This window comes from Paraburkholderia sp. A1BS-2L, assembly GCF_051125205.1.
In the GTDB taxonomy this organism is placed as follows: domain Bacteria; phylum Pseudomonadota; class Gammaproteobacteria; order Burkholderiales; family Burkholderiaceae; genus Paraburkholderia.
In genome coordinates this window covers 429991-453487 of record NZ_CP120430.1, presented here as the reverse complement: position 1 = coordinate 453487, position 23497 = coordinate 429991, and the positions used below count along the sequence as shown (strand labels likewise).

General features: G+C 59.7%; 17 protein-coding genes and 5 pseudogenes. 9 read left to right on the top strand and 13 right to left on the bottom strand.

Features of this window, described 5'->3' with window-relative positions:
* Positions 1–44 precede the first annotated feature (44 nt).
* Positions 45–2888 (top strand): AMP-binding protein, encoded by a 2844-nt coding sequence (locus P5W98_RS26610; RefSeq protein ID WP_421027727.1) that lies wholly within the window; start codon positions 45–47, stop codon positions 2886–2888.
* An 18-nt stretch (positions 2889–2906) separates the two neighbouring features.
* On the opposite strand, the gene P5W98_RS26605 is transcribed toward P5W98_RS26610, so the two are convergent.
* Positions 2907–3344 (bottom strand): hypothetical protein, encoded by a 438-nt coding sequence (locus tag P5W98_RS26605; RefSeq protein WP_421073382.1) that lies wholly within the window; start codon positions 3342–3344, stop codon positions 2907–2909.
* Positions 3345–3413: 69 nt separating this feature from the next.
* Between P5W98_RS26605 and P5W98_RS26600 the strand changes: the two are divergent.
* Positions 3414–3839: pseudogene (locus P5W98_RS26600) on the top strand (IS6 family transposase); the annotation flags it as partial.
* Positions 3840–4124: 285 nt separating this feature from the next.
* On the opposite strand, the gene P5W98_RS26595 reads toward P5W98_RS26600, so the two are convergent.
* Entirely contained in the window at positions 4125–5255 is a 1131-nt protein-coding gene (locus P5W98_RS26595; protein WP_421027725.1) for an IS110 family transposase, read from the bottom strand.
* A gap of 198 nt (positions 5256–5453) precedes the next feature.
* Here P5W98_RS26595 and P5W98_RS26590 point away from each other — a divergent pair.
* Positions 5454–5684, top strand: a pseudogene (locus P5W98_RS26590) (DDE-type integrase/transposase/recombinase); the annotation flags it as partial.
* 60 nt (positions 5685–5744) lie between these two features.
* Here P5W98_RS26590 and P5W98_RS26585 read toward each other — a convergent pair.
* A complete protein-coding gene (locus P5W98_RS26585; RefSeq protein WP_421027724.1) occupies positions 5745–6002 on the bottom strand; it encodes a TetR/AcrR family transcriptional regulator in 258 nt (85 codons plus the stop codon).
* Positions 6003–6195: 193 nt separating this feature from the next.
* On the opposite strand from P5W98_RS26585, the gene P5W98_RS26580 reads away from it, so the two are divergent.
* Positions 6196–7206, top strand: a complete 1011-nt coding sequence (locus tag P5W98_RS26580) for a substrate-binding domain-containing protein (protein WP_421027723.1) — start codon at positions 6196–6198, stop codon at positions 7204–7206.
* Positions 7207–7762: 556 nt separating this feature from the next.
* Here the strand turns inward: P5W98_RS26580 and P5W98_RS26575 are convergent.
* From P5W98_RS26575 to P5W98_RS26560, 4 genes and pseudogenes are all read right to left on the bottom strand, one after another.
* The gene (locus P5W98_RS26575) at positions 7763–9394 is read right to left on the bottom strand and encodes a glycoside hydrolase family 32 protein (RefSeq protein WP_421027722.1); all 1632 of its coding nucleotides are present in this window, start codon (positions 9392–9394) and stop codon (positions 7763–7765) included.
* 304 nt (positions 9395–9698) lie between these two features.
* Positions 9699–9950, bottom strand: a complete 252-nt coding sequence (locus tag P5W98_RS26570; protein ID WP_421027721.1) for a GntR family transcriptional regulator — start codon at positions 9948–9950, stop codon at positions 9699–9701.
* 100 nt (positions 9951–10050) lie between these two features.
* Positions 10051–11430 (bottom strand): annotated as a pseudogene (locus P5W98_RS26565) (glycoside hydrolase family 68 protein); the annotation flags it as partial.
* An 81-nt stretch (positions 11431–11511) separates the two neighbouring features.
* Complete coding sequence (locus P5W98_RS26560) at positions 11512–13203, bottom strand: site-specific integrase (protein ID WP_007180429.1); 1692 nt, start codon at positions 13201–13203, stop codon at positions 11512–11514.
* 143 nt (positions 13204–13346) lie between these two features.
* Here P5W98_RS26560 and P5W98_RS26555 point away from each other — a divergent pair, with 143 nt between their 5' ends.
* The 4 genes from P5W98_RS26555 (at position 13347) to P5W98_RS26540 (ending at position 17641) form a co-directional block, all read left to right on the top strand.
* The gene (locus P5W98_RS26555; protein ID WP_007181927.1) at positions 13347–16373 is read left to right on the top strand and encodes a Tn3 family transposase; all 3027 of its coding nucleotides are present in this window, start codon (positions 13347–13349) and stop codon (positions 16371–16373) included.
* The gene (locus P5W98_RS26550) at positions 16370–16732 is read left to right on the top strand and encodes a hypothetical protein (RefSeq protein WP_156903410.1); all 363 of its coding nucleotides are present in this window, start codon (positions 16370–16372) and stop codon (positions 16730–16732) included. The genes P5W98_RS26555 and P5W98_RS26550 overlap by 4 nt, the downstream gene beginning before the upstream one ends.
* Complete coding sequence (locus P5W98_RS26545; protein WP_007180432.1) at positions 16729–16992, top strand: hypothetical protein; 264 nt, start codon at positions 16729–16731, stop codon at positions 16990–16992. The genes P5W98_RS26550 and P5W98_RS26545 overlap by 4 nt, the downstream gene beginning before the upstream one ends.
* A gap of 76 nt (positions 16993–17068) precedes the next feature.
* Positions 17069–17641, top strand: coding sequence for a hypothetical protein (locus P5W98_RS26540; protein WP_007180433.1), 573 nt, complete (start codon positions 17069–17071; stop codon positions 17639–17641).
* A 119-nt stretch (positions 17642–17760) separates the two neighbouring features.
* On the opposite strand, the pseudogene P5W98_RS26535 reads toward P5W98_RS26540, so the two are convergent.
* Positions 17761–17976: pseudogene (locus P5W98_RS26535) on the bottom strand (glycoside hydrolase family 68 protein); the annotation flags it as partial.
* Between the two features lie 288 nt (positions 17977–18264).
* Positions 18265–18397, bottom strand: a pseudogene (locus P5W98_RS26530) (DDE-type integrase/transposase/recombinase); the annotation flags it as partial.
* On the opposite strand from P5W98_RS26530, the gene P5W98_RS26525 reads away from it, so the two are divergent.
* Positions 18339–18530 carry a hypothetical protein gene (locus P5W98_RS26525; protein WP_421028058.1) on the top strand — a complete coding sequence of 64 codons (192 nt, stop codon included), beginning with the start codon at positions 18339–18341 and terminating at the stop codon, positions 18528–18530. The pseudogene P5W98_RS26530 and the gene P5W98_RS26525 overlap by 59 nt on opposite strands.
* 169 nt (positions 18531–18699) lie before the next feature.
* On the opposite strand, the gene P5W98_RS26520 is transcribed toward P5W98_RS26525, so the two are convergent.
* From P5W98_RS26520 to P5W98_RS26505, 4 genes are all read right to left on the bottom strand, one after another.
* A protein-coding gene (locus P5W98_RS26520) for an IS6 family transposase (protein ID WP_421027719.1) occupies positions 18700–19420 on the bottom strand; the annotation gives its coding sequence in 2 pieces (ribosomal slippage) (positions 18700–19152 and positions 19154–19420; 720 coding nt in all).
* A gap of 793 nt (positions 19421–20213) precedes the next feature.
* On the bottom strand, positions 20214–21215 hold the full coding sequence (locus tag P5W98_RS26515) for a transketolase family protein (protein ID WP_421027718.1): 1002 nt from the start codon (positions 21213–21215) through the stop codon (positions 20214–20216).
* Positions 21212–22063 (bottom strand): transketolase, encoded by an 852-nt coding sequence (locus P5W98_RS26510; protein WP_421027717.1) that lies wholly within the window; start codon positions 22061–22063, stop codon positions 21212–21214. The genes P5W98_RS26515 and P5W98_RS26510 overlap by 4 nt, the downstream gene beginning before the upstream one ends.
* Before the next feature lie 26 nt (positions 22064–22089).
* Complete coding sequence (locus P5W98_RS26505) at positions 22090–23418, bottom strand: MFS transporter (RefSeq protein ID WP_421027716.1); 1329 nt, start codon at positions 23416–23418, stop codon at positions 22090–22092.
* Between the last annotated feature and the right edge of the window lie 79 nt (positions 23419–23497).

The following is a 23497-nucleotide window of genomic DNA, read 5'->3' as shown; positions in this document are numbered from 1 at the left end:
CTCGCGCCCCTGCTGGCATCCCGACACTGAAGCGGTCAAGTGATATGAGTGATGACCTTACACGCCGTTCATCGGTCCACGCGCAGCAGTTGCTCGAGATAGTCGGCGCTTTCGCCGCGGAGATGAGTCCAGCGGGACACAAGCCACGGGACGTCACGTTGAGGAGCCAGTTCGAACGAGATCTTGGCCTGGACAGTCTTGCGCGTGCAGAACTGCTGACCCGCATCGAGGACACGCTCGACGTGCATTTTCCGCTTGCATCATTCGGGCAGGCGACGACGCCCGCCGATTTACTGCGTGCACTCGAAGGAGAAGTATCCGGGCGATCTGAGGGCGCTATCGGCACGGTCGAGCTTCCAGCGCCGGGCGATGCGCTGGACCTGCCGATTGACGCACAAACCTTGGTCGACGCACTGCAGTGGCACGTGTCCCGACGACCCGAGCACACTCACATCGTGTTTCTCGACGAAGTCGCGTCGTCACATACGATGACGTATGCGGGGCTGTACGAGGCCGCCCTGCGGGTATCGCGCGGGCTGCGCCGGCTCGGCGTCAATCCCGGAGATACCGTCGCACTGATGCTGCCCACAGGCAGCGACTATTTCGCGTGCTTTGCGGGCATCATGCTGATCGGCGCAATCGTCGTGCCGGTGTATCCGCCAGTGCAGTCGGCGCGGATCGACGATCACTTGAGGCGCCACGCGGCCATTCTCTCGGATGCGCGTGCGCGCGTGATGATCGTGCCCTCCCATGCGCTCGGAGCAAGCCTTCTGGCCAAGGCCCGGATTCCGGTGTTACGTGAGATCGTCGCAATGCATCAACTCATGGGCGAATCGGACAATGAACGGTACGTCTCGCTCCCGGAAGACGTCGCGTTGCTTCAGTACACTTCCGGCAGTACTGGCGCGCCAAAAGGCGTGGTGCTCACCCACGCCAACCTGCTCGCCAATATCCGGGCAATGGGACAGACTGCCAGGATCGAGGCACACGACGTCTTCGCAAGCTGGCTCCCCCTGTACCACGACATGGGCTTGATCGGAGCATGGTTCGGTACGCTCTACTTTGGCATCCCGCTGATTCTGATGTCCCCGCTGACGTTCCTCGCACGCCCAGCGCGCTGGTTGCAGGCGATCGGCCGTTACCATGCCACCATTACGGCAGCGCCCAACTTCGCCTACGAGCGATGCACGCGCCGGATCGACGACGCCGACCTCGAAGGCGTCGATCTGTCTTCGCTGCGCCTCGCATTCTGCGGCGCGGAACCCGTCAGCGCGTCAACCATGCGAGCATTCGCGTCACGCTTCGCCGGCCATGGTTTCAGGGAGAACGCACTGAACCCCGTCTACGGTCTGGCGGAAAACACGCTTGGACTGACGTTTTCGGAGCCCGGCCGAGGGGTACGGACAGACAATATCAGTCGTGGCCGGCTGGCGGACTCGCAGCGTGCAGCACAAGCGGAGTCGCCCGATGACGTACTCGAACTGGTTTCATGCGGACACGCGTTACCCGGCAACCAGATCCGTATCGTTGACGCCGGGGGCAATGAGGTATCCGAAAGAACGATTGGCAGAATTGAATTCCGAAGTCCGTCCGCGACCGGTGGGTATTTTCAGAACCCGGCGCTGACCGCGCGGTTGATTCATGACGGCTGGCTCGATACCGGCGATCTAGGATACATGAACGACGAAGATCTGTTCATCACGGGCCGCGTGAAGGATCTGGTGATTCGGGCTGGCCGTCACTTCTTCCCGTATGAACTGGAAGCCGCGGTCGGGCATCTGCCTCACGTGCGCAACGGTTGTGTCGCAGTGTGTGGAACGCCTGACGTCGAGACGGGCACCGACCGCCTGATCGTGATTGCGGAGACTCGCGAAACCGCACCCGAGGAACTCGCGGCAATACGCACTGGCATTAACGAAGCCTCCGTGGCCCTGCTGGGCGCTCCGCCAGAAGAAGTCGCTCTGGTCCCGCCGCATAGCATTCTTAAGACGTCGAGTGGCAAGATTCGCCACGCGGCCACACTGGATTTGTACCTGCGCAATCGCGGCAATCTCCTGCCGCGCCCCGCGTGGCTTCAGTGGCTCGACATCGGCGTGAACACCGTATGGCCGATTGCCCGACGAATTCGGGCCGCCGCCACGCACGCCGCCTACGGCGCATGGTGCTGGTTGATCGTAATTCTGATTGCCATACCGACAACGTTGATGATCCTGTGTCATCCGGACACCGGGCGAAACTGGACGATTGCATCGCGCGCAGCACGCCTCGCCCTGAAGCTCGCAGGTATTCGCATGACGGTACGCGGAGTCGATCTCATCGACAGAGCGCGGCCGGCCATCTTCGTTGCGAATCACGCGAGCTATCTTGACGGCCTGGTGCTGCTGGCGGCCATCCCCATGCCGATCGGCATGGTCGCGAAACGTGAGCTGGCCGACGGATGGCTGATGGGTCCCCTCCTTCGTGCAATCGGCACGCGCTTCGTCGAGCGCGTCGACTATCAGCGCATGACCGAGGACGAGCGCGAACTGGTGAAGCACGCGACGTCTGGAACCTCGCTGCTGCTCTTTCCAGAAGGAACATTCGTCAGATCCGCGGGGCTGCGGCAGTTTCGTCTCGGCGCCTTCGTGGTGGCCTGTGCATCGCACTGCCCGGTCGTGCCGGTCGCAATCGCAGGCGCCCGTGTTGTGCTTCCGGATGGACAGTGGTTGCCAACGCGAGCCGACGTGACGGTCACCGTGCTCCCCGCTCTGCAGCCATCAGGAGAAGACATGAAAGCGGCTGCGGTCCTACGCGACGCCGCACGCGACGCAATAGCTGGTCATTGCGGGGAACGGGCGCTCAGTGAGATTTCCCCGCTGGACGTCCCCACTCGTCACGCCACCATTTGAGCCAGCGGTATTCCAGAACTAACGATCCGCAACACCATGTCTTGCGACGGAGACTTCGACACGGGCATTGTCCATAAGCGTACTTGGTGGATAAAGAACGACCACCGCTTGATCCGATAGCCCATTGAGAAGCGCCGCCTCTTCCGCGTTTCGCGGCCCATTTTCCACTTGCCGAAGCCTGGCTCGACCGTGTTCGATCGCGAACACCGTCCACTTCCCTTCTGTCCGGAATAGCGCGCTGACCGGCAACTTCAATGTGTCGGCTCGCTCCCATATGACGATTCTTCCTTCCACACGATAGCCGTCTATCAACGATTCCGGTCTTCGGCTCAGGTCCGCAACGATATTCACGCGCTGTTCTTCTACCCCCAAGGCCGAAATCTTCGTGAAAGCGCCCGGTTCAACTGTGCGGACGGTAGCCTCGATCGCGCCTGCTCCACCCCAGTTCTGCACCAAGGTTCTGGTGCAAATAAGGGCCGGCGAATGGGTTAGAGTTGTCGGAACAAAACGAACTGATGCCCCGCGATGAGCAAGCTGAAGAGTCTGGAGGGGTTGTTCGGTGGACGCCATTTTGATCGGGAGATCATCGTTCTGTGTGTTCGCTGGTACCTGCGCTACAAGTTCAGCCTGCGCGATCTGGTCGAGATGATGGCCGAGCGGGGTTTGTCGCTGGCTCACACCACGATCATGCGCTGGGTGAGGCGTTATACGCCCGAGTTCGTCAAACGCTGGAACCGCTTCGCAATCCCTGCGGGTCGCTCATGGCGCGTCGATGAGACCTACCTGAAGATTCGAGGCAGGTGGGTCTACCTGTACCGGGCGGTCGATCGGGCTGGCCAGACGGTGGACTTCATGCTCAGGGCGAGGCGCGACGTGGACGCCGCCAAAGCCTTTTTCAGCAAGGCGATCAGGCGTCAGGGCCAATCGCCAGAGACCATCACGCTCGATGGCTGATATGACTCCCCGTGTCAACAAGAGATCGTTTTTTCGCTTTCGCTAAAGACATGTTGTTCGAGTTTCCTGAGGGCGACGTAGCAGTAAGTCTCGACGGTGAATCACGCTGATATCCGCGGGTTGGGTACCGCATTCCAGTGGTCCGTCCAATGAGCCTGCCGCTATCTATGACCGCAAGTCCGATGAGATCGATTGCTTAACCATCTCGCGGGTTGTGCCGGGCTACGCCGCCTTCAGGAAACTCGTGTTCCCCTCCGTCGTTATTGGTTGCTCACGTGCGTGTCATGCTGTTGACACCTCGCGTGGCATGGCCAGCGACATCGCGAGCTGGCTGATGTCCCAGATGAACCCCGCCAGTTCGCGGGCGATCGCGACCACGGCGATGTTCTTCTCCTTGCCCCTTGCGACGAGCCTCCGGTAGCGCTGGCACAGGCGCACTTGCGCGTCCCAGGCCCGATCGACAATGGGCTTCGGGATGCCCTCGTGCCGGCGCTGGATCTCGCGGCTCACACGGGCCGGGTGCTGGTAGCTCCAGGCCGCTTCGACGAGCAGCTTTCGCGCATAGCTGTTGCCGTTCTTCGTGATGCTGCCCAGCCGGCGCTTCCCGCCCGACGAGTGTTCGGAGGGCGTCACCCCCAGCCAGGCCATCAGCTGGCGTGGGTGCACGAAGCGTGAGAGATCTCCCAGTTCGGCGATCATGCCCACGGCAGTGGTGAACTGTACGCCGCGCATTGCCTGAAGGCCCAGGACGACCGGATAGAAGCGCCAGTTGCCGACCGCCTCACGCAGCGCGAATTCCAGCCGGTCACATTGCGCGAGCCGGTCCTCGATCGCGCGCCGCTGTTCCTCGAACACCAATTGCTGCCACGCACTCTCGAAAGCATGTGTGCTCAGCCAGCGCCGGTGCGCCGGGCCCCAGTCAGCGCAGCCGGTATAGCGCACGCCATGCGAGAGGAGAAAGGCCTTCAGCCGTTGTCGGGCACGCTTGAGATCGTCCTTGGCGCTGACCCACGCGCGGGCCAGATCGCGGAAGGCTTCGTCCTCCACGCCGGGCACATATACCGCCGAGAGATCCCTGGCGCGTAGCGCGCGCACGAGCTTGATCGCATCGCGGCGGTCGGTCTTGACACGCTCACCGGGCTTTTTGGGAATCAGCGACGGCGCGCACACCATGCAGTCGAATCCCTTCTGCAGGAGCTGACGGTAAAGTCCGTAGCCGCACGGACCCGCCTCATAGACGATGGAGATACGTCGCGCCTTCGATTGCAGGCGCCTGCACAGGCGATCGATATCCGCCTTCGTCGTCCCGATCTTGCCTAACAGTTCGACGTCGCCCATTCCGATCGCGTAAGCGACCGTGATCGACTCCTTGTGCACATCCAGTCCGGCGTATACCGTGCTATCGTTTTCCATGCTGGCCTCCGCCTCGGAAACCGCCGGGTGTGGCCCTGTCCACACCATGCGGCTCTGGCAGTCATGCTAGCCCGTGTTTGATTCCTTCGCGGCAGGCCAGCCTCTCCGCCCCACGGGGAGTCATATTGACTATGCTATGCTGCCTCGCACCGCGCGGTGCGCGAAATGAAGACCGATGGTCTGTTGCCTGAAGACACGAAGGTCCGCTCCTCAAAATATCTGAACAACCTGATCGAGCAGGACCATCGCCACATCAAATCCAGAACGAACGTGATGCTTGGATTCAAGCGATTCAGGAGCGCCGCGACCACGATTTCAGGCATCGAGTTGACGCATCGAATTCGCAAGGGGCAGTTCGATCTCGCGAAGCTCGATCTCAAGGATGCCGCTGCGCCCGCCGTATGGACTGCGGTCGTGTCCGATAGATAAGGTATCCTGCCAATATGGCTTTTCTCAACCCGCTTACCTATTTGCACCAGAACCGGCGAATCAACTCGACGCAACCGCACTCAGGAGCGCGTCTTTGTCCTCGAAATGACGATAAGCCGCATTTGCTGACACCCCGACGTTTCGGGCCGCCTCGCGTAAGGAGAACGCCTCAACCCCATATGCCTGGCCGATGTGCGGCGTGCCGTATCTGCTGTGGCGTCCGGTCGACTGCGGTCGTCCAATGTCTGGGCAACGCGAAAATGCAGCCGGATTGGGTCGAAGGATGAGAGAAATACCTGTGTGCGCTTCGGAACTCATTGGCCAGACCGTCAATTCTCACTCGCCAGCAGTCAAGAATCACCCCGTGTACCTCTTACGCTAAACTCTTCCTCGACAAAGGCGACGAACTGCCTTGCCTCACTCCAGCCCGTCGCGAAAAATCGTTACCCAATCACAATCGCAGTATCATCGAAAGATTGATCCCTGGCCTGAAGAAGAAAGCAAGCCCAGCATGAAAACCAGCCTGAAGGCATTGGCCAGTTCTCTAGGCCTCTCAAAGACAACGGTAAGCCGCGCGCTCAATGGTTATGACGATGTTAGCGAAGCCACCCGTGCACGGGTCGTCGCAGCCGCCCGGGCGATGAGCTATCAAGCGGATGCAACGGCCCGAAAGCTCGCAACGGGACGTGCCAACGCAGTCGGTATCGTCTACCCGTTCTCCGCTGGAGATCTCGGCGACCCGCGCTTTTGCGAAGTGATCGCCGGCATTACAGAGGGACTGGGCGACCTGGACCTCGTCATCGTGTCTGCCCGCGCTAACGCTGAACTCGAGACTTACCGCAGGCTTGTCGACAACCGTCAGGTCGATGGCTTCATAATCGCACGGACGCTTGTTGAGGATTCGCGCATCGCGTTTTTGCATGAACGTGACTTCCCGTTTGTCGCCTACGGACGCACGAGCACGGAGCGTCCTTACTTCTGGTTTGACTTTGACAATGAAGCTGGCGCCTACGCTGCTACGCAACGACTCATTGATTTCGGTCATCGGCGTATTGCCCTCGTAGGCGCGCCGCTATCACTGACCTTTGCGTCCCAACGCCGCGCAGGCTATCTCGCCGCTTTGCGCAAGGCGGGAATCAAGCCGTTGCGCGCGCTCATGAAGGAAAATGCTTTCGAGCGCAATAGCGGCTATGAGGCTGTGCGCACGTTGCTATCGAGCGCCAATCCGCCCACCGCCATTCTGGTTGACAACAATCTCGCCGGTGTGGGCGCGTTGCGTGCGCTGTTGGATAGTGGGCACAAACCAGGCAAAGATGTCTCCTTGATTGTCTACGATGGGGTGCCCGCCGATATCGCCGCTCCATTCACTGTCACATCAGTTACGCAGCCTACCGGCCAAGAATCGGGCCATGCCCTCGCCGAACTAATCGCCGCCGCGATCGATGGGCAGAAACCGCCAGCGCATCGGCTGTGTTCGCCACACCTGGAACCTGGTGACACGGACGGTCCCTTGGGGGGCTAATCTGTACATTCACATCCGCAACGCCATACAACGCAAGACCGGGCGGCAATGTCGCCTCGGCGCGTGCCTCTTGTACACAGAAGCGTATCTCCAGCAATGTCCCGCAAACATGGCGAAGTGGTTCTAGCGCTCAACGAACTTAAGCATATAGTGCCGCCAACGCGGGCTCGTCGCATGGGCGAGCGGCAACCTATGGCCGGCCAATGGCTCAACACGATAACGTTGGTCAAGTTTGCAGAGCCAATCCCAGCGGGCACAAAGAAGTCTTCCAGCCGCTCTGACTGGTTCGCAGCGAGTTCTCTGTCCTCGGTCGGACCCTCACGGAGTGGATAACCTGTCCTCTCCTGGAAATGCTGACTATCCAGCACGTGGAGTATCAGCGTCACTTTCTGCGCGCACTGGGATCCGCTTGACATCGCATATCGCCTCCAATCTCACGGCCAGCGAACGAATCAGAGGATAGTCCCAGACAATCAACGGGTCGGCTGCATAACGGCGACTTAATCAAAGCCCAGAAAGCAATGCGCGACACACCAGGTCCCGCGCAAAACAGGCCTTAGTGCGAGTGCGAAAGATCGGTCACGACAATATCTCTAAACGTAGCGTCGCCGCCTTCGGCAAAGAGGCTCAGCCGGTTGTCCGTAGGCGCAGGGAAGATGGCGTCCGTGACGACATACCGACCATGATCGACGAATACTTCAACCGACGCACGATCGACCATGATATGCAGGTACAACCTGCCGTCATGCAGAGGCAAGTTCACGATGTGCTGCGCGCTGTAGGCGCGCGAAAACGACGTGTCGCCCGAGTGCGAACGGTCAACCGTGAGCGTTTGCGCACGTGTATCGTAGATAATCCGCGTGCCCGTCTCGCCCTCCGCCGAGCCGCGAACGACCAGACCGGCACGGCTGGCGTCGCCTGGCTCGATTGTGAGTTTGATATCCTGAATAACTCCGTTCGTTGTTGCGGGTAAGGCCCTAGTCGACCATACAACATCGATGGTTCCGAGACGCGTCGCCGGGCTCTGCTCCACTAGCGATGCATACGATCGGACAGGCGCGAAAACCAGTTGCGGATGGCCGTCGACTGTCGCCAGCGAGAGTTCTCGCGGCAGCGCCATGGCCCCGCGCCACGGCGAAGTCGGCACATCGTTCGCGTAGTCCCAGTTGCTCATCCATCCGACCCCCACGGTCTTGCCGCCCGGTGCATTCGAGAAAGTCCCAGCAGCGTAATAGTCCGCGCCGTGATCGAGCCACTGGAAGCGAGCCGGGTCGGAGCCCGCCGGCGCGACGTTCACAGGTACAAAGCGCGTGCCGTCGAAATCGCCGACGAAGTACATCGCCCCCGAACCGCCAGCGATCGACCAAGGATTCACATTGACCAGCATGACCCATTTCTCGTTCGCGGGGTTACCGTCTAGTGCCAAGGGGAACAGGTCCGGCATCTCCCACAACGCGCCGCTATGCGGAATGTCCGGGAGAGTGAAGTCGCTGAGAAACGTCCAATCGATCAAGTTGTTTGAGCGGTAAAACTTTACGACATTCGCGTCAGCAACGACGGCGCACATCAACCAGTAGCCGCCGGGTGCGTACCAAAACACCTTCGGGTCGCGGAAATGGCTCGACTCCGGGTCGAGTGTAAGCACCGGATTGTGTGCATAGCGTTGCCAGGTCTCGCCTGCGTCGGTGCTCCAGGCAAGCGATTGCGCCTGCACGCCCGGCTTATGGCCGGACCCTGCCTTGTACGCCGACGTATAGAGCGCAACGAGCGGTGGCTTCGCCGCCGTGCCGAGGCCGGACGTGTTGTCGGTATCGAGCACGATGGAGCCAGAGAACACCTCCTCCGTATGGTTCGCGTCGAGCGCGACCGGCTGCTCCGTCCAATGAAGCAGGTCGCGGCTGGTTGCATGACCCCACGACATGTTGCCCCAGACATTCCCGTTCGGGTTGTACTGATAGAACAGGTGATAGATCCCCTTGTAGTAGACAAGGCCGTTTGGATCGTTCATCCAGTTGCGTTGCGGCGAGTAGTGCAGCGCGGGACGCCACTGTGGTGTGCCCTGCACCGCCCCCGCTGCGCAAAGCGGCACAGCTGTCACCACTGTGGCGACAAGAGCGCCGAAAAACCAACGCAACCACACGCGCAGAGTGCGGCCACACAATTCATCGATGTCCACGAAGGTAAGCATCAAGTTCGCTCCTTGGTAAGTGAGCACTACGCGCAGTGTGCACGCGCACCACCGTGCTACAACGAACGAAGGCAGCCACTGAAATTGACCGTGTTCCGGTCGTGGTCCGCTCTAAGCGGCCTCTTGTGTACTGAAAGTTAATCTCCCCGCCGCCCATCGCATGTTCGCGCTGTTGGTTGGCCTCTTCGAGCGCAACGGCGTGGCATCGCTTTGCTGGTTCAGGGTGGTCTCCCCGCGATTACGCAGCATGCAACATTGTTCTCGCGCGCCGCAGTGATGCGATATGCGAAACGCGGCGCGCTGCTTAGGGCGAACGTGCTAGAACGACGGTGCCCCTGCGGGTAGCGCCGGCCGTGAGTCCGCGACGAGCGGTCTCGCGCATGGCACGGTTGACCGTATTCACATGTAGACCGAGAAAATCCGCGAGCAGGCGTTGCGACGGTAGACGGCTTCCGCTCTTGAGGGCCCCGTCGCGAATAGCCTTTTCGATTTCATCGGCTATTGCGAGATATGAAGGCCCGAGGTGTGTGGACAATTTCGCTATCCAGTAGACCATTGTTGCGCTCCCAATGTTGGGCTTGAGCGGTTGCTCAGCCCTGGCGGATGGCGGCAGCACAGCCCGCAGATCGTTGGATGCATGCTGCCGCCTTGTGGCCTCAATGATTCGAGTTGCCGTCTTCACCGTGGCCATCGCCCACAGCAGGCATGTCCGCCGGGATATCTCCGTAGCCGCCTAGACCACCCGTGCCGTACGAGCGATCGACTGCCGTCGAAGTGCCGCTGATGTTCACCTTCACAGTCGGAGCGAGCGTGCCGCCACGGCGTGCCCCAATGGCGTCGATGAACGATTCGACAAGGCCGCCTGGCATCACGTAGTGCGAGTAAGACTGGAATGCACGCGGATTCTGGTTCGGATCCTCGGCATAGGGTGCGCCCACCGGTGCGCTAAAGTCGGTCGGGTTGCCGAGGACAAGGCCACTGCCCTTGTTTAGCGGCTCGAAGTCGCTGCGGATACCGTTGCCGACGAATCCATACACGCCGTCCGGTCCGTCCACTCCAGCCGCCATGGTCGCACGATGGCTGATCGTGAACAGATAGTATTTGCCGTCCTTCATGTAGATCTGCGGCCGCTCGGTCTGGTCGTCCCCACAGTTCGCCGAGAGGATTGGCGGAAGGAACTTCCACTCGGTTAGCTGCTTGTCGGTCGCGACCGCGAGGCCCACGTTTGCCTTCTGGTAAACGGCGCCCCTGTTCATCACCGTGTTCAGGTCTTCGCCGTACGGGTCGTTGGGCGCGTAACCAAGATCAGCTTGAGTACAGGTGCGCGCGCCACGTGGGCCGCCCGTGTTGCCTTCAAACACCATATACGTCTTGCCTGGATGTGCCGGATCGGTGAAGACGAACGGATCGCGGAAGGAGAAGTAGTCATTCTGCTGGCCGGTCTGGTACATCACCCCATCGGGCTGCAGCAGTGGCTTGTGATCGTCAAACCCGGTGAACCAGACGTGCTTGTCGTCTGCATGTATGTGGCCATCCGCTCGGGTGATGATCGCGATCGGCGGCGTAATGTCCGATCCACCGGGTGCCGAGCGATTGAAGGACAGCGCCGTGTAGTAAAGGCTCACGTTGTCGCCCCCAGTAAAGCGCGCAGACCCCGACCATTCAGCGTTGTTGGTCATAGGCGCCGTGCCGAATACTTTCGCGCTCGCACCGTCCGGAAACAGATGGCCGCCCCAGATCCATCCTCCGTTTGCTGGTCGTTGCGACGCGGGTATGCCTGCGCGGCGATAGAAGAAGCCGATGCGCGCATGTACATGCCGGTCGTCGAAGGTATAACCGGCATGAGGGTCCGCAGTTAGCGAGTAGATTACTTCCCAGCCCTTGTAACTCAACTGGTGCGCGTGAACGTCCGCAAGCGGCCACGTATCCCACACCCATACGTTCGGGTTGATCAACGGGAAGTCCTGCGCAATATCAGGCATCGTCAGCGCCTGCGGCAGCGAATTCTTGTCCACGGCCGTCGCAGTATGGGGTTCTACGCCGGAACCCCAGAAAATTCCGTCATTCCACATTGTGAACGTCAATCGGTTTGTTGCCTGACGTGCCGAGCGAGTAACTCAGTCGGTAAATGCCTGCCCGAACTGCCGTGCCCGCTTTACATCGTCGGTATGCAAGTAAATCGACGTGGTCGAAATCGACGCGTGACGCAGGTTATCTCGTACGGCGCTCAGCTCAACCCCTCTGGCGATCGCGTGGGTCGCATGGGTGTGCCGCATCCAGTGCGGAGAGGCCCGATGCAGCTTTTCAGCCAGCACCGGATGGTCGTTCTTGATAATCTGCGCGACGAGCCGAAAAAACCGGCGCATGACTTCCCACAGCCGCAAGGGCTTGATGCCGGCATCGGCGTCGTCAAGGCTGCCAATCAGGGACGTGGTCGGATTCCAGTGAGCACGGCTGACAGGAAGCCCCCGCTCCTGCAGATATCGGTCCAGCGCTGTGCGCGCTAGGGGTGTCAGGGTAACGCGGGCTGGCTTGCCGCCCTTGCCGACCACGTGCAGCCAGTGATCACCGGCTGCGTCGACTTCGATGCTGCGCAGTGTGGCGTCAGCCAGTTCGCTGATCCGCAGTCCCGTTGCGTAGCCGAAATCCAGCATGAACCGCAACCGTTGCGCAGCGGGCGCCTGCCAGCCGTACGACCACTCGAGCCCGTTGGCGATGGTGCGCGTCAGCATCCATTCTCCTTCGGTGAAAGCGTGCGAGGTTTCAAGAGCCATGGCGCGCTTGCTGCCGCGTACCTTGATGCCGGAGAATGGGTTGGCCACGACGTAGCGCTGCTCGACCAGCCAGCGGAACATGGCGCTGAGCACGGCAAGCGCATGCGCAATCGAACGGGCCGAGAGGTTGTCGACAAACGGGCGCCAGTCCGTTGATGTGCGCGGCCGCGGTGGCCCGACCCAGCGTTCTCGCGGTGTAGGTCTGCGCAGAAACGCCCTGTAGTCGGTGGCATCCCGGGTGGTCAGCGAAGACAGCGCCTTGCCGCGAGCAACGATGCCCCAGAGAATCAGCCGTTCGGCTTCCTTGCGGTAGGCCCGCTGCGTGGCCGGGGATTCGTGCAACGCGAGCCATGCCTGGATAGCGTCGTAATCGTTGTCGACGCCGAGGATGCAGGCCGACACCGGTGCGCGGAAGGCGCCGGCGGATCCGTCGATCTCGTGCGGTAGCCGTAGTTGCTCCCAAGGCGTCACGACTGACTGCCGATCCGCGATGATCAGTGCGCGGGCCCGCTCCGTGAGCGCCGGGTACGCGGCAAAGAAGGCCTCGATCCTTCTTGCACTGGCCGGCCCGAGACCCGGAATGACGGTCCACCACTGCCGGCGACGCGGAATCCGTACCGTGAGATCGGCCAGGGTCCGGATGCCGGCCGCGTGCAGGGTGCGGGCAGCGCGATTCGGCAGCCAGTGCGCAATGTCGTCGCCGATCTGCGGAGCTGGCGCAGGCATGATGCGCAGTAGCTCGACAGCCTGCGTGGTGGCGCGCGCATGATGCATACGCTTTTGGGCCGGGCATTCGAACAGCGTGGCCAGATCTGCCCGCTGTCGGTTACGGGCATAAAGTGCCAGTTGCCGGCGGATCTGGCCGATGACGCCGCGGGCTGACTGGCTGTGGCTGAGCCGATCTTGCATGTACCGGTGTGCCGCCTCACGCGAGGATGCGCCCTCGTACCAGGCACGCAGCGCTGCCAGTGCATCAGCATCAGGAAAGTCGGTCGGGATGTCGGCGGCGGACGGGCTCGTGGGGCGCGTTTTCATGTCATCGAGTTTAATATGGAAACAATGCCACAGAGATAATAAAGCTTATCTCTGTAGAATGCGGGAGTTCAATATTTCTGTCGTACCCCATGTCGTGATATCACAAAATTGAAGGATCTGACGTTGCGTGGAGAGGATGGTCGATGATCAACAAGAATAAGCTGCTCAGCGTCTTTTCCGACGCCGAACAGGAAGCCCTGTATGGCCTGCCTGATTTCGACGATGCGCAGCGGCTGGAATACCTGGCATTGACCGAATCCGAACTGGCGCTCGCCAGTAGCCGGCCCTCCATACCCGCGCAGGTCTATTGCATCTTGCAGATTGGCTACTTCAAGTCCAAGCACGCCTTCTTCCGCTTCGATTGGGACGAGGTTGAGGACGATTACGATTTCGTGTTGAGCCGCTATTTCCACGGCGAGCCGTTCGAACGCAAGCCGATCACCCGGCACGAGTACTACGCCCAGCGCGAACAGATCGCTGAACTGTACGGCTATCGACCGTGGGTGGCCGCCTTCCTGCCGCAACTCATGCAGCAGGCCGCGCAGATCGTACGTCGCGACGTGACACCGGGATTCGTCGCCGCCGAGCTCATCGTGTGGCTCAATGAGCACAAGATGATCCGGCCCGGCTACACGACCTTGCAAGAGCTAGTCAGCGAAGCCCTGTCCGTCGAACGTCGGCGGCTGGGCGACCTGCTCACCGGCGTATTGGACGAATTGACCCAAACCGCGCTAGACCAACTTCTGGTGCGCGATGATACTCTGTCGAAACTGGCGGCGCTGAAACAGGATGCCAAGAATTTCGGCTGGCGTCAGATGGTCCGCGAACGCGAAAAGCGCGGCACGCTGCAGCCGTTGCACGAAATCGCCAGGACGCTGCTGCCCCGGCTGGATATCTCGCAGCAGAACGTGCTGTACTACGCAAGCCTGGCGAACTTCTATACCGTCCACGACCTGCGCAACCTGAAGGCGGATCAGGCGCAGCTCTACCTGCTGTGTTACGCCTGGGTGCGCTTCCGACAGCTCACCGACAACCTGGTCGATGCGATGGCCTTCCACATGAAGCAGCTCGAGGAAGAAAGCAGCGCGGGCGCGAAACAGTCACTCATCGCCGAGCAAGTAAAACGCCATCGGGAAACGCCGCAGATCGGCCGCCTGTTGTCGCTCTATGTGGACGACAGCGTAGCCGATCCGACGCCGTTCGGCGAGGTGCGTCAGCGCGCCTATAAAATCATGGCCAAAGATGTGCTACAAAACACGGCGCAACGCATGACGGTCAAGCCGCTGAGTCAACTGGCACTACACTGGTTGGCGGTGGACGGCCTAGCCAAACGTATTCGCCGTCACCTGCGCCCCTTGTACGTCGAGCTCGACTTCGTCGGCACCTCCCCAGACAACCCGTGGCTCGCGGCGCTGGCTTGGGTCAAGGGGGCCTTCGCCAAACAGCAGCGCCTGTCACAACGACCGCTCGCCGAATGTCCCGCGGCCACGCTGCCGAAGCGCCTGCGACCGTACCTGCTGATCTTCGGCGCTGATGGTCAGCCGACCGGTTTGCACGCCGATCGCTACGAATTCTGGTTGTACCGCCAGATCCGGAAGCGCTTCCAGTCGGGAGAGATCTATCTCGACGACAGTCTGCAACATCGTCACTTCTCCGACGAGCTTGTTTCGATGAACGAGAAGGCCGACGCGCTGGCGCAGATGGAGATCCCGTTCCTGCAGCAGCCAATCGATGCCCAACTCGATGCGTTAGCGGCCGAGTTGCATGCACAATGGCTGGCCTTCAACCGAGAGCTGAAACAGGGCAAGCTTACGCACCTGGAATACGACAAGGATACGCAGAAGCTGATTTGGCGCAAACCGAAAACCGAGAACCAGAAGGTGCGTGAGCAGGCATTCTACGAGCAACTGCCATTCTGCGATGTTGCCGACGTGTTCCGCTTCGTCAACGGCCAGTGCCAGTTCCTGTCGGCGCTGACGCCATTGCAGCCGCGCTACGCGAAGAAGGTAGCGGACGCCGATAGCCTGATGGCGGTTATCATCGCTCAGGCAATGAACCATGGCAACCATGTCATGGCGCGCACCAGCGACATTCCGTACCACGTTCTGGATAGCACCTACCAGCAGTATCTGCGTCAGGCGACGCTGCATGCGGCCAACGACTGCATCAGCAACGCCATCGCCGCGCTGCCGATCTTCCCGTACTACTCGTTCGATCTCGATGCGCTGTACAGCGCCGTCGATGGGCAGAAATTCGGCGTCGAGCGACCGACCGTGAAGGCGCGTTACTCGCGCAAATACTTCGGACGAGGCAAAGGCGTCGTCGCCTACACGCTGCTGTGCAATCATGTCCCGTTGAACGGCTACCTAATCGGCGCGCACGAGTACGAGGCGCATCACGTGTTCGACATCTGGTATCGCAACACGTCGGATATAGTGCCGACTGCGATCACCGGCGACATGCACAGCATCAACAAAGCCAACTTCGCTATCCTGTATTGGTTCGGGTTGCGCTTCGAGCCTCGCTTCACAAACCTCGATGACCAGTTGCAGGAATTGTATTGTATCGACGACCCGGCGCTGTACGAGAAATGCCTGATTCAGCCGATCGGACAAATCGATCGGCAGCTCATCACCAGTGAGAAGACAAATATCGATCAGATCGTCGCCACGCTGGGCCTCAAAGAGATCACGCAGGGCTCGCTGATCCGCAAACTATGTACGTACTCGCAGGAAAACCCGACACGTCGCGCGATTTTTGAGTTCGATAAGCTCATTCGTACCATCTACACGTTGCGTTACCTGCGCGACCCGCAGCTCGAGCGAAACGTGCATCGCTCCCAAAACCGCCTCGAGTCTTACCATCAGCTTCGTTCGACCATCGCCCAGGTCGGCGGCAAGAAGGAATTGACCGGCCGCACCGACATCGAAATCGAGATCAGCAACCAGTGCGCCCGGCTGATCGCCAACGTCATCATTTTTTACAACTCGGCGATTCTGTCGCATCTACTGACGAAATGGGAGGCCAGTGGCAACGCCAAGGCGCTGGCGCGGCTTACGCAGATATCACCGGCAGCCTGGCGGCATATCCTTTTGAACGGGCACTACACTTTTCAAAGCGACAACAAAATCGACCTGGACGCGCTCATTGCAGGGCTCGAATTGGAGTGATCGAATTTTCGGCGGTTCTGGCTTGGAATCCCTTATTCCTGTTACGGTGGAATACGATGCCACAACCAGGTAATCCTTTACCCCCAGCCGTGGTCAACACCTGGCGACTGAGCGTCGGCACGTCGCTGTTCGTGATCGATATCCTGGCCGACGGCAGCTGGCGACCGGCGTATATTGCGCCAAAGCGGCTGGGTGGCTGGACGATGGATGTGTTGCCGAACATGCCGCCGACGTTAGTCGATATCGCTCCCTCGGTACGCACCTGGGCGCGACAGTACGGCGCGAATGTAACGAACCGGCGCACGCCGGCGCGCCGGTTTCCCGCGCAAACCGCTTCTTCGAACAGGACGCCAGAATGAACATGCTGAAACGTCGTCTCGATGCGACAGACGAAAAGCTGCAGGAGCTGAAAACAGCCCGCAAAGCGGCAGCTAAGGCGCAGCGCCAGCAGGTCAAGCAAACGCGCGCGGATCGCGAGCGAAAGATCATGCTGGCCGGCGAGGCGTTGCTGCGGCGTGTCGATCGCGGCGAGTGGGATGAAGCCGATTTCCGCGCGATGATGGACGATTATCTGTCGCGGCCCGCCGATCGCGCGCTGTTCGAGCTCGACGATGTATAGCCTTTGATGTTCGACGTCGACGCACCGCACAGCCAGGTCGGCAAATGTTGATTTGATTCACGATGAAGGATGCCCGATGCTGCCAACGCTCCGCATGAACCGGAATTTTGTCGAGGCCTTGCTGGCCGAGCGCGCGCCCTGCTTTGCGATGGGACTCGTGGCCGAGGGCCAGACGCACTATGCTTGCCTGGCACTGCGGCCGGTGGATGACATTCCGAACGACGTAACACGCAGCGGTTTCAACTTTGGCCACTCGATACGCGGCACCGACGACTTCGAGGTCGTACACTTCGGCTTAGAGTTTTACGGCTACCGCATCTTCAATGCGCTGATCAATCCGAGCAACTTCATCGCCAGGACAATCCTGTCGCACATGGTCGACACGAAGGCGTTTTTCTTCTTCGCGGTCAACCCGTCAGGCGGTGTGACGGTGTTCAAGTCCGGCATCGGTGAATGCAGCCTGGACAGCATCGAGTCTAATCTCGAGCGGATACTGCGCTCGAGCACGTCCGATGCTCAGTACGACGCGGCGCTGACAACGTTCAGCGACCATCCAGATCCGGTCGGGCCGATGCTGCACTGGGTTTGCCGGGACTGCGAAGATTGTCTCGACCTGTCCCACAATGTAATCGAACTGGGCCCCGCGTAACGGTCCTGATGGTCCGTGTGACCGAGACCGTCATGTCACTCACCGGACGTCGCTCCAACATTCTTCGGCTGGAATAAGCCGATTAATGTTCACAATGTGGAACGACGGAATTTTCTGGGGTTCCGGCGTAGATCCCCAGTATGGGACTGTGCGAGGATCTGCCGGATGTCCGCTCGCGTCCAGCGCATCGTGAAGTTGGCCTCGGGATCGTAGGCCTGCTGTGTATGCGCAGTTGGAGCGGGGAAACCCGATCCCGCTGACGAAGTTTGTGCATGAACCGGCAAGGCGCCGACTGCACAAACCGCAGCGAGCCCAGCCGTCAAACGTTTGCGCATAAATCGTGAACGAGAGAAATTTAAATTTTGCATTCGAACCCCATGTCACAGTGAGTGTGGGAAAGGTAGGAGTAGCACTTCCAAACCGGTTTGGATTCTAGTCCAAAACCGGTTTGGAAACAAATGATGCTTTCGTGACGGAGAATTACACTTGCATTACGGCCACGACCGATTCTGATGCCCACTCGGCTTCGTCCAGTGCGCTGCACGGTCCGCAAATGGACGGTCGTGACGGTGCGCCTGGAGGCGCATTCCCTCTTTGAGCCAGAATCCAGGTCCGCGAGCACGCTTCATCTGTCCTTTCTCGATCATGTGCATCACTTCAATGCCGGCCAGAGAGGATCCGGGCGCACCGAAAAGTCTTGAACTCCAGCATGGGACGCGTGCGTCGCTTGATCGCGCGATGGTCCTGGTCGATGATGGGTTTCAAGGATTTCCGATGTGCGCGTATCATCCTCTCCGGTATCGAGATCATGCACATGATCCGCAAAGGTCAGGTGAAGGGAGATAATAGTCGCAGCGTCGCTGAGCAATTTTACTCGCTTGCAAAATAACGAATCCTGATTAACTAGATCATTATTCGCCCACTCCGCTATCGAGAAACAACCGCACCGCGTACGTGAATCGATGGTGCGGGACCGTACGAGAACGATCAACCAGATGCATGGGGATCTGGTGCAAATAGATGGCAAGTCTGCGATCCATCGTATAAATATGGATACCTTATCGAGTGAAAAGGACAGCACTCCAGACAGAGGAAGCAGTGATGTCCTCACGCGCGATAGCGGATAGGTCGAATTGCCCCTTGCGAATGCGATGCATCAACTCGATGCCTGAAATCGTGGTCGCTGCACTTCTGAATCGTTTGAACCCGAGCATCACGTTCGTTCTGGACTTGATGTGGCGATGGTCCTGTTCGATCAGATTGTTGAGGTACTTCGAGGAGCGCACCTTCGTGTCCTCGGGAAGCAGGCCGTCAATTTTCATCTCACGCACGGCTCGATGCGACGCGGCATACCCATCGAGCGTGAGCGTCTCCGGTGGCCGCCTCTGATGCTTGATAGCCTTGCTGAAAAAGGCTTTTGCCGCAGCCACATCGCGCTTTGCCCTGAGCATGAAGTCTACCGTCTGGCCGCTCCGATCCACCGCTCGATATAGATAAACCCATTCACCCCCGGATCTTGAGATACGTCTCGTCAACCCGCCAAGACCGCCCCGCAGACATGGCGAAGTGGTTCCAGCGCTTGACGAACTCGGGCGTATAGCGCCGCACCCAACGCAGGATCGTCGTGTGAGCAAGCGACAACCCTCGCTCAGCCATCATCTCGACGAAATCGCGCAGGCTGAGTTTGTAGCGCAGATACCAGCGCACGCAAAGAATGATCACGTCACGGTCAAAGTGACGGCCAGCGAACAGCCCGTCCAGATTCTTCAGTTTGCTCATCGCGGGCCCTCAAATTGGTCAGCCCGCCACTCTAACCGAATCGTCGATCGCTATTTTCACCACAACCGTCTGATGCACTCAACGAAATCGGCGTTTTAGCGGGCCTGGCAAATGACAGGATCACAGCGAATCGCGTCGCGGCATGGGCTTACGCTGCCGCAAATGCCACTGGTGGGCGCGCCTGGCTGTCCGCGTCGAACTATGAACCCGTAACGCCCCGCTATCTTCGCCTCCTGGAGGCCGAGTATTGAGCGAGCACGTGTTTCGACCAAGGGTAACGTCGATAGCAAAAGACGCTTTGACGATCTAGCCGCATCTTGTTCCGCGGATAGCTGGGGAGGAGCAAGACAGCCGGTGCTTTCGTCGAACAAACGTCCATAGCTGCCGTTCAGCGAGCGGGAAACTTCAGCTGGAACGGCAGCAATACTCCGCAACCAGAAGGAGATGCTGCGCCCACAATCGGCCATTGCTGACGCTCAGGTGTCGCCCTTTATGAGGCAGCTTAAGGTCGTACTCCCGTCGATCGAACCTCAACGACCGTGAATGTCGGGTCTCACTGGCAGCAGATGCGTACGAACCTGTCCGCATTTTTGTGGGCGAGGCGGTTAAAGGAATCGTTACCCGCGCGCCTGCGTGAATCGATCACCAAACAGAATAGCAAACTGGTTCATGGCCGACTTCCAGTCGAAGGCAGCGCGAACAGATTTTGCCAGGACTTTGCGTAGCGCCAGCCCAAGGAGTGTCGCTGGCGTACGCATCTTCTACATGCGAACGCCAGTTGACCAGCCGATGCTTAAGCCAGCCACTGCTTGATGTTGGCCGCCATGACATTTGTCGAAATACCATAGCGGTCGTGGAGCGTCGGCAGTGCACCTGCATCGAGAAACTCGTCGGGCAGCGCTACCTGTTTGAACGTACACGAAACGCCGGCGCTCAAGAGCGTGGTTGCGACAGCTTCACCCAAACCGCCGATAACCGTATGGTTCTCAGCGACGACGACCATGCGCCCCGTCCGCTTTGCCTCGCGGATGATGGTCTCTGTATCGAGCGGCTTGATGGTCGGAACATGCAACACTGCGACGTCCACCTTGTCGGACGCCAGCACTTTCGCAGTTTCCAGCGCCCTCATGGTCATGAGGCCGGACGCGATGATGAGAACGTCGTTGCCATCGCGCAGCATTTTTGCTTTGCCGAGTTCGAACTGATAGTTGTACTCGTCGAGCACCGCGGGAACGTTGCCACGCAGAAGGCGTGCATAGACCGGACCCTTATGCGCCGCGATGGCTGGTACCATCTGTTCAATATCGAGCGCATCGCACGGGTCAATTACCGTCATGTTCGGCATTGCGCGCATGAGCGCGAGGTCTTCAGCGGCCTGGTGGCTTGGCCCATAGCCGGTCGTCAGGCCCGGGAGGGCGCAAACGATTTTGACATCGAGGTTGTCCTCAGCGATGGTCTGATGAATGAAGTCGTACGCCCGCCGCGTCGCGAACACTGCATAGGTGGTGACGAACGGCTGCGCTCCTTCGTGGGCGAAGCCAGCAGCGGCGCCCATCAGAAGTTGCTCTGCCATGCCCATCTGGTAGTACCGCTCTGGAAATTCCTTCGAGAAGATATGAAGGTCGGTGTACTTGCCAAGGTCGGCCGTCATGCCAATGACATTGGTCTTCGCTCGAGCCAATTCGACGAGTGCATGTCCGAACGGAGCGGAGCGGGTTACCTGACCTTCGCCGGCGATGGACGCAATCATTGCGGAGGTCTTCAGGCGCGGCTTTTTATCGACTACCGGGTTCATGCTTTGATCCCTGCAAAAGTTTCATCAAGTGCATCCAGCGCCAGCTTCCATTCATGAGCGTCCACCCGGATGAAGTGGTTCTTTTCCCGTTGCTCGAGGAAAGGCACGCCACAGCCCATCTTCGTGTCGCACACGATGATTCGGGGCTTCGGCTCCTTCAGGTTGCGGGCGTTGTCGAAGGCCGTCTTCACGGCATCGATGTCGTTTCCGTTCACGCGTTGCACGTACCAGCCGAACGCTTCGAGCTTCGGAACGAGCGGCTCGAAGGCCATGATTTGCGTCGACGGGCCGTCGGCCTGCTGGTTATTGACGTCGACCATCGCAATCAGGTTGTCCAGCGTCCAGTGTGCCGCTGAGAGAAGACCTTCCCAGATGGCGCCTTCGTCGAGTTCGCCGTCCGAGAAGAGCGTGTACACGAACGACCTGGAGCCTTTGCGCTTGAGTCCGAGACACCGGCCCACAGCAATCGTTAGCCCCTGGCCGAGCGACCCGCCGGACATCTCCATCCCCGGTGTGTAGCTCGCCATCCCGGACATCGGCAGACGGCTGTCGTCGCTGCCGTAGGTCTCAAGCTCCTCTTCGGGAAGGATACCGGCTTCGAACAGTGCGGCGTATAGCGCGATAGCGTAGTGACCGTTCGACAACAGGAAGCGGTCCCGGTCCTCCCAGTCTGGCTCGGCCGCGCGGTAATTCATGGCGCTGAAATACGAAACAGCGAGAACGTCAGCGATGTCGAGCGCCTGTCCGATATAACCTTGGCCCTGTACTTCGCCCATCAGCAGGGCGTTGCGGCGGATGCGGTATGCGCGCTCGGCGAGCGACACATCCTCGATGACGGTTGTACTCATTTACTCGTCTCCTTGAAAGAGTTCGTTCAGCGATTGACCGTCTTTGCGGGCACGAAGAACACCAGCACCGCGCCCAGCACGACGGCCGTCGAAATGAAGATGAGGCCTGCTGTCGCCTTGCCGGTGAGGTCATTCAGCCACCCGACGATGGCGGGCGAGAAAAAGCCGGCCAGATTGGCGAAGCAGTTCACCGCAGCGATTCCGGCCGCGGCGGACATGCCGCTGAGAACGGCCGTGGGAAGCGCCCAGAACAATGACGACGAGGCGAGGATGCCGGCAGCAGCGATGCTCACGCAGATAATCGATGCACCCACGCTTCCCAGCGTCGGCAGCGTTGCGAATGCCGCGGCAGAAACCAGCATCGGAATCGCGAGATGCAAACGGCGTTCGCGGCGCTTATCGGCGCTGCTTCCGAGCAAGGGCAACGCGACGATGGCGCAAATGTACGGAATCGCGGTCAGGACACCCACCCACAGCGGGTCGGCGACACCAGTGCGGCGGATGATTGTCGGCAGCCAGAACGTAAGGCCGTATTGACCGAGAACGACACAAAAGTAAATTCCAGCCATCAGCCAGAGACGGCGGTCGCGGACGAAGGCACGGATCGACACGTGTTCGGTGGTCGCTGTACGGTCGCTTTCCACGTTGCGCTTGAGGAGCGCCTTTTCGTCGTCTGAGAGCCATTTGGCGCTGGCGATGCCATTGTCGAGATACAGAAAAATTGCGACACCCAGGAGCAACGACGGCAGTGCCTCCAGCATGAAAAGCCACTTCCATCCTGCAAGTCCGTGGGCGCCCTGGAAGGAATGCATAATCCAGCCGGAAAGCGGGCCGCCGAGGATGCCAGCCATCGGAATAGCCATGAAAAACATCGAGAGCGCTTTTGCGCGTCGGGCGGCCGGGAACCAGTAGGTCAGGTACAGAATCACGCCCGGGGCGAAGCCCGCTTCCGCAACGCCGAGCAGAAAGCGCAGAACATAAAACGTGGTTGGCGTCTTCACGAACACAAAGCTCGCGGAAATAACCGCCCAGGTCAGCATGATTCGCGCGAGCCAATTTCGCGCGCCGACTTTGTGCAGAATGAGATTGCTTGGGACTTCGAAGAGGAAGTAACCCAGGAAGAAAATTCCTGCACCGATGCCATAAATGGTTTCGGAGAAGTGCAGGTCGTTGAGCATCTGCAGCTTTGCGAAGCCCACGTTCACCCGGTCGAGATACGCGCCGAGGTAACAAAGCATCAGAAAGGGAATGAGGCGACGAGCGACTCTTGCGTAGGTTCGCGCTTCGAAGTCTGATGAGTCGCTCGAAGCCGAGAGGTCTGCACCGATTCCCGGTGTGGCCAGTCTGGATTTCATGGGGTGTCTCCTGTCATCTGAGCCCGTCACGGCGACGGGCACAGTGCCATGTCTCTGTGCCGCTTTGGCTGCAAGACGC

What these genes read in the sequence shown, in the direction of transcription:
- P5W98_RS26610 (WP_421027727.1), top strand. Translation starts at nt 45, where the DNA reads ATGAGTGATGACCTTACACGCCGTTCATCGGTCCACGCGCAGCAGTTG.
- P5W98_RS26595 (WP_421027725.1), bottom strand. Translation starts at nt 5,255, where the DNA reads ATGGAAAACGATAGCACGGTATACGCCGGACTGGATGTGCACAAGGAG.
- P5W98_RS26585 (WP_421027724.1), bottom strand. Translation starts at nt 6,002, where the DNA reads ATGAGTTCCGAAGCGCACACAGGTATTTCTCTCATCCTTCGACCCAAT.
- P5W98_RS26580 (WP_421027723.1), top strand. Translation starts at nt 6,196, where the DNA reads ATGAAAACCAGCCTGAAGGCATTGGCCAGTTCTCTAGGCCTCTCAAAG.
- P5W98_RS26575 (WP_421027722.1), bottom strand. Translation starts at nt 9,394, where the DNA reads ATGCTTACCTTCGTGGACATCGATGAATTGTGTGGCCGCACTCTGCGC.
- P5W98_RS26570 (WP_421027721.1), bottom strand. Translation starts at nt 9,950, where the DNA reads ATGGTCTACTGGATAGCGAAATTGTCCACACACCTCGGGCCTTCATAT.
- P5W98_RS26560 (WP_007180429.1), bottom strand. Translation starts at nt 13,203, where the DNA reads ATGAAAACGCGCCCCACGAGCCCGTCCGCCGCCGACATCCCGACCGAC.
- P5W98_RS26555 (WP_007181927.1), top strand. Translation starts at nt 13,347, where the DNA reads ATGATCAACAAGAATAAGCTGCTCAGCGTCTTTTCCGACGCCGAACAG.
- P5W98_RS26545 (WP_007180432.1), top strand. Translation starts at nt 16,729, where the DNA reads ATGAACATGCTGAAACGTCGTCTCGATGCGACAGACGAAAAGCTGCAG.
- P5W98_RS26540 (WP_007180433.1), top strand. Translation starts at nt 17,069, where the DNA reads ATGCTGCCAACGCTCCGCATGAACCGGAATTTTGTCGAGGCCTTGCTG.
- P5W98_RS26515 (WP_421027718.1), bottom strand. Translation starts at nt 21,215, where the DNA reads ATGAACCCGGTAGTCGATAAAAAGCCGCGCCTGAAGACCTCCGCAATG.
- P5W98_RS26510 (WP_421027717.1), bottom strand. Translation starts at nt 22,063, where the DNA reads ATGAGTACAACCGTCATCGAGGATGTGTCGCTCGCCGAGCGCGCATAC.
- P5W98_RS26505 (WP_421027716.1), bottom strand. Translation starts at nt 23,418, where the DNA reads ATGAAATCCAGACTGGCCACACCGGGAATCGGTGCAGACCTCTCGGCT.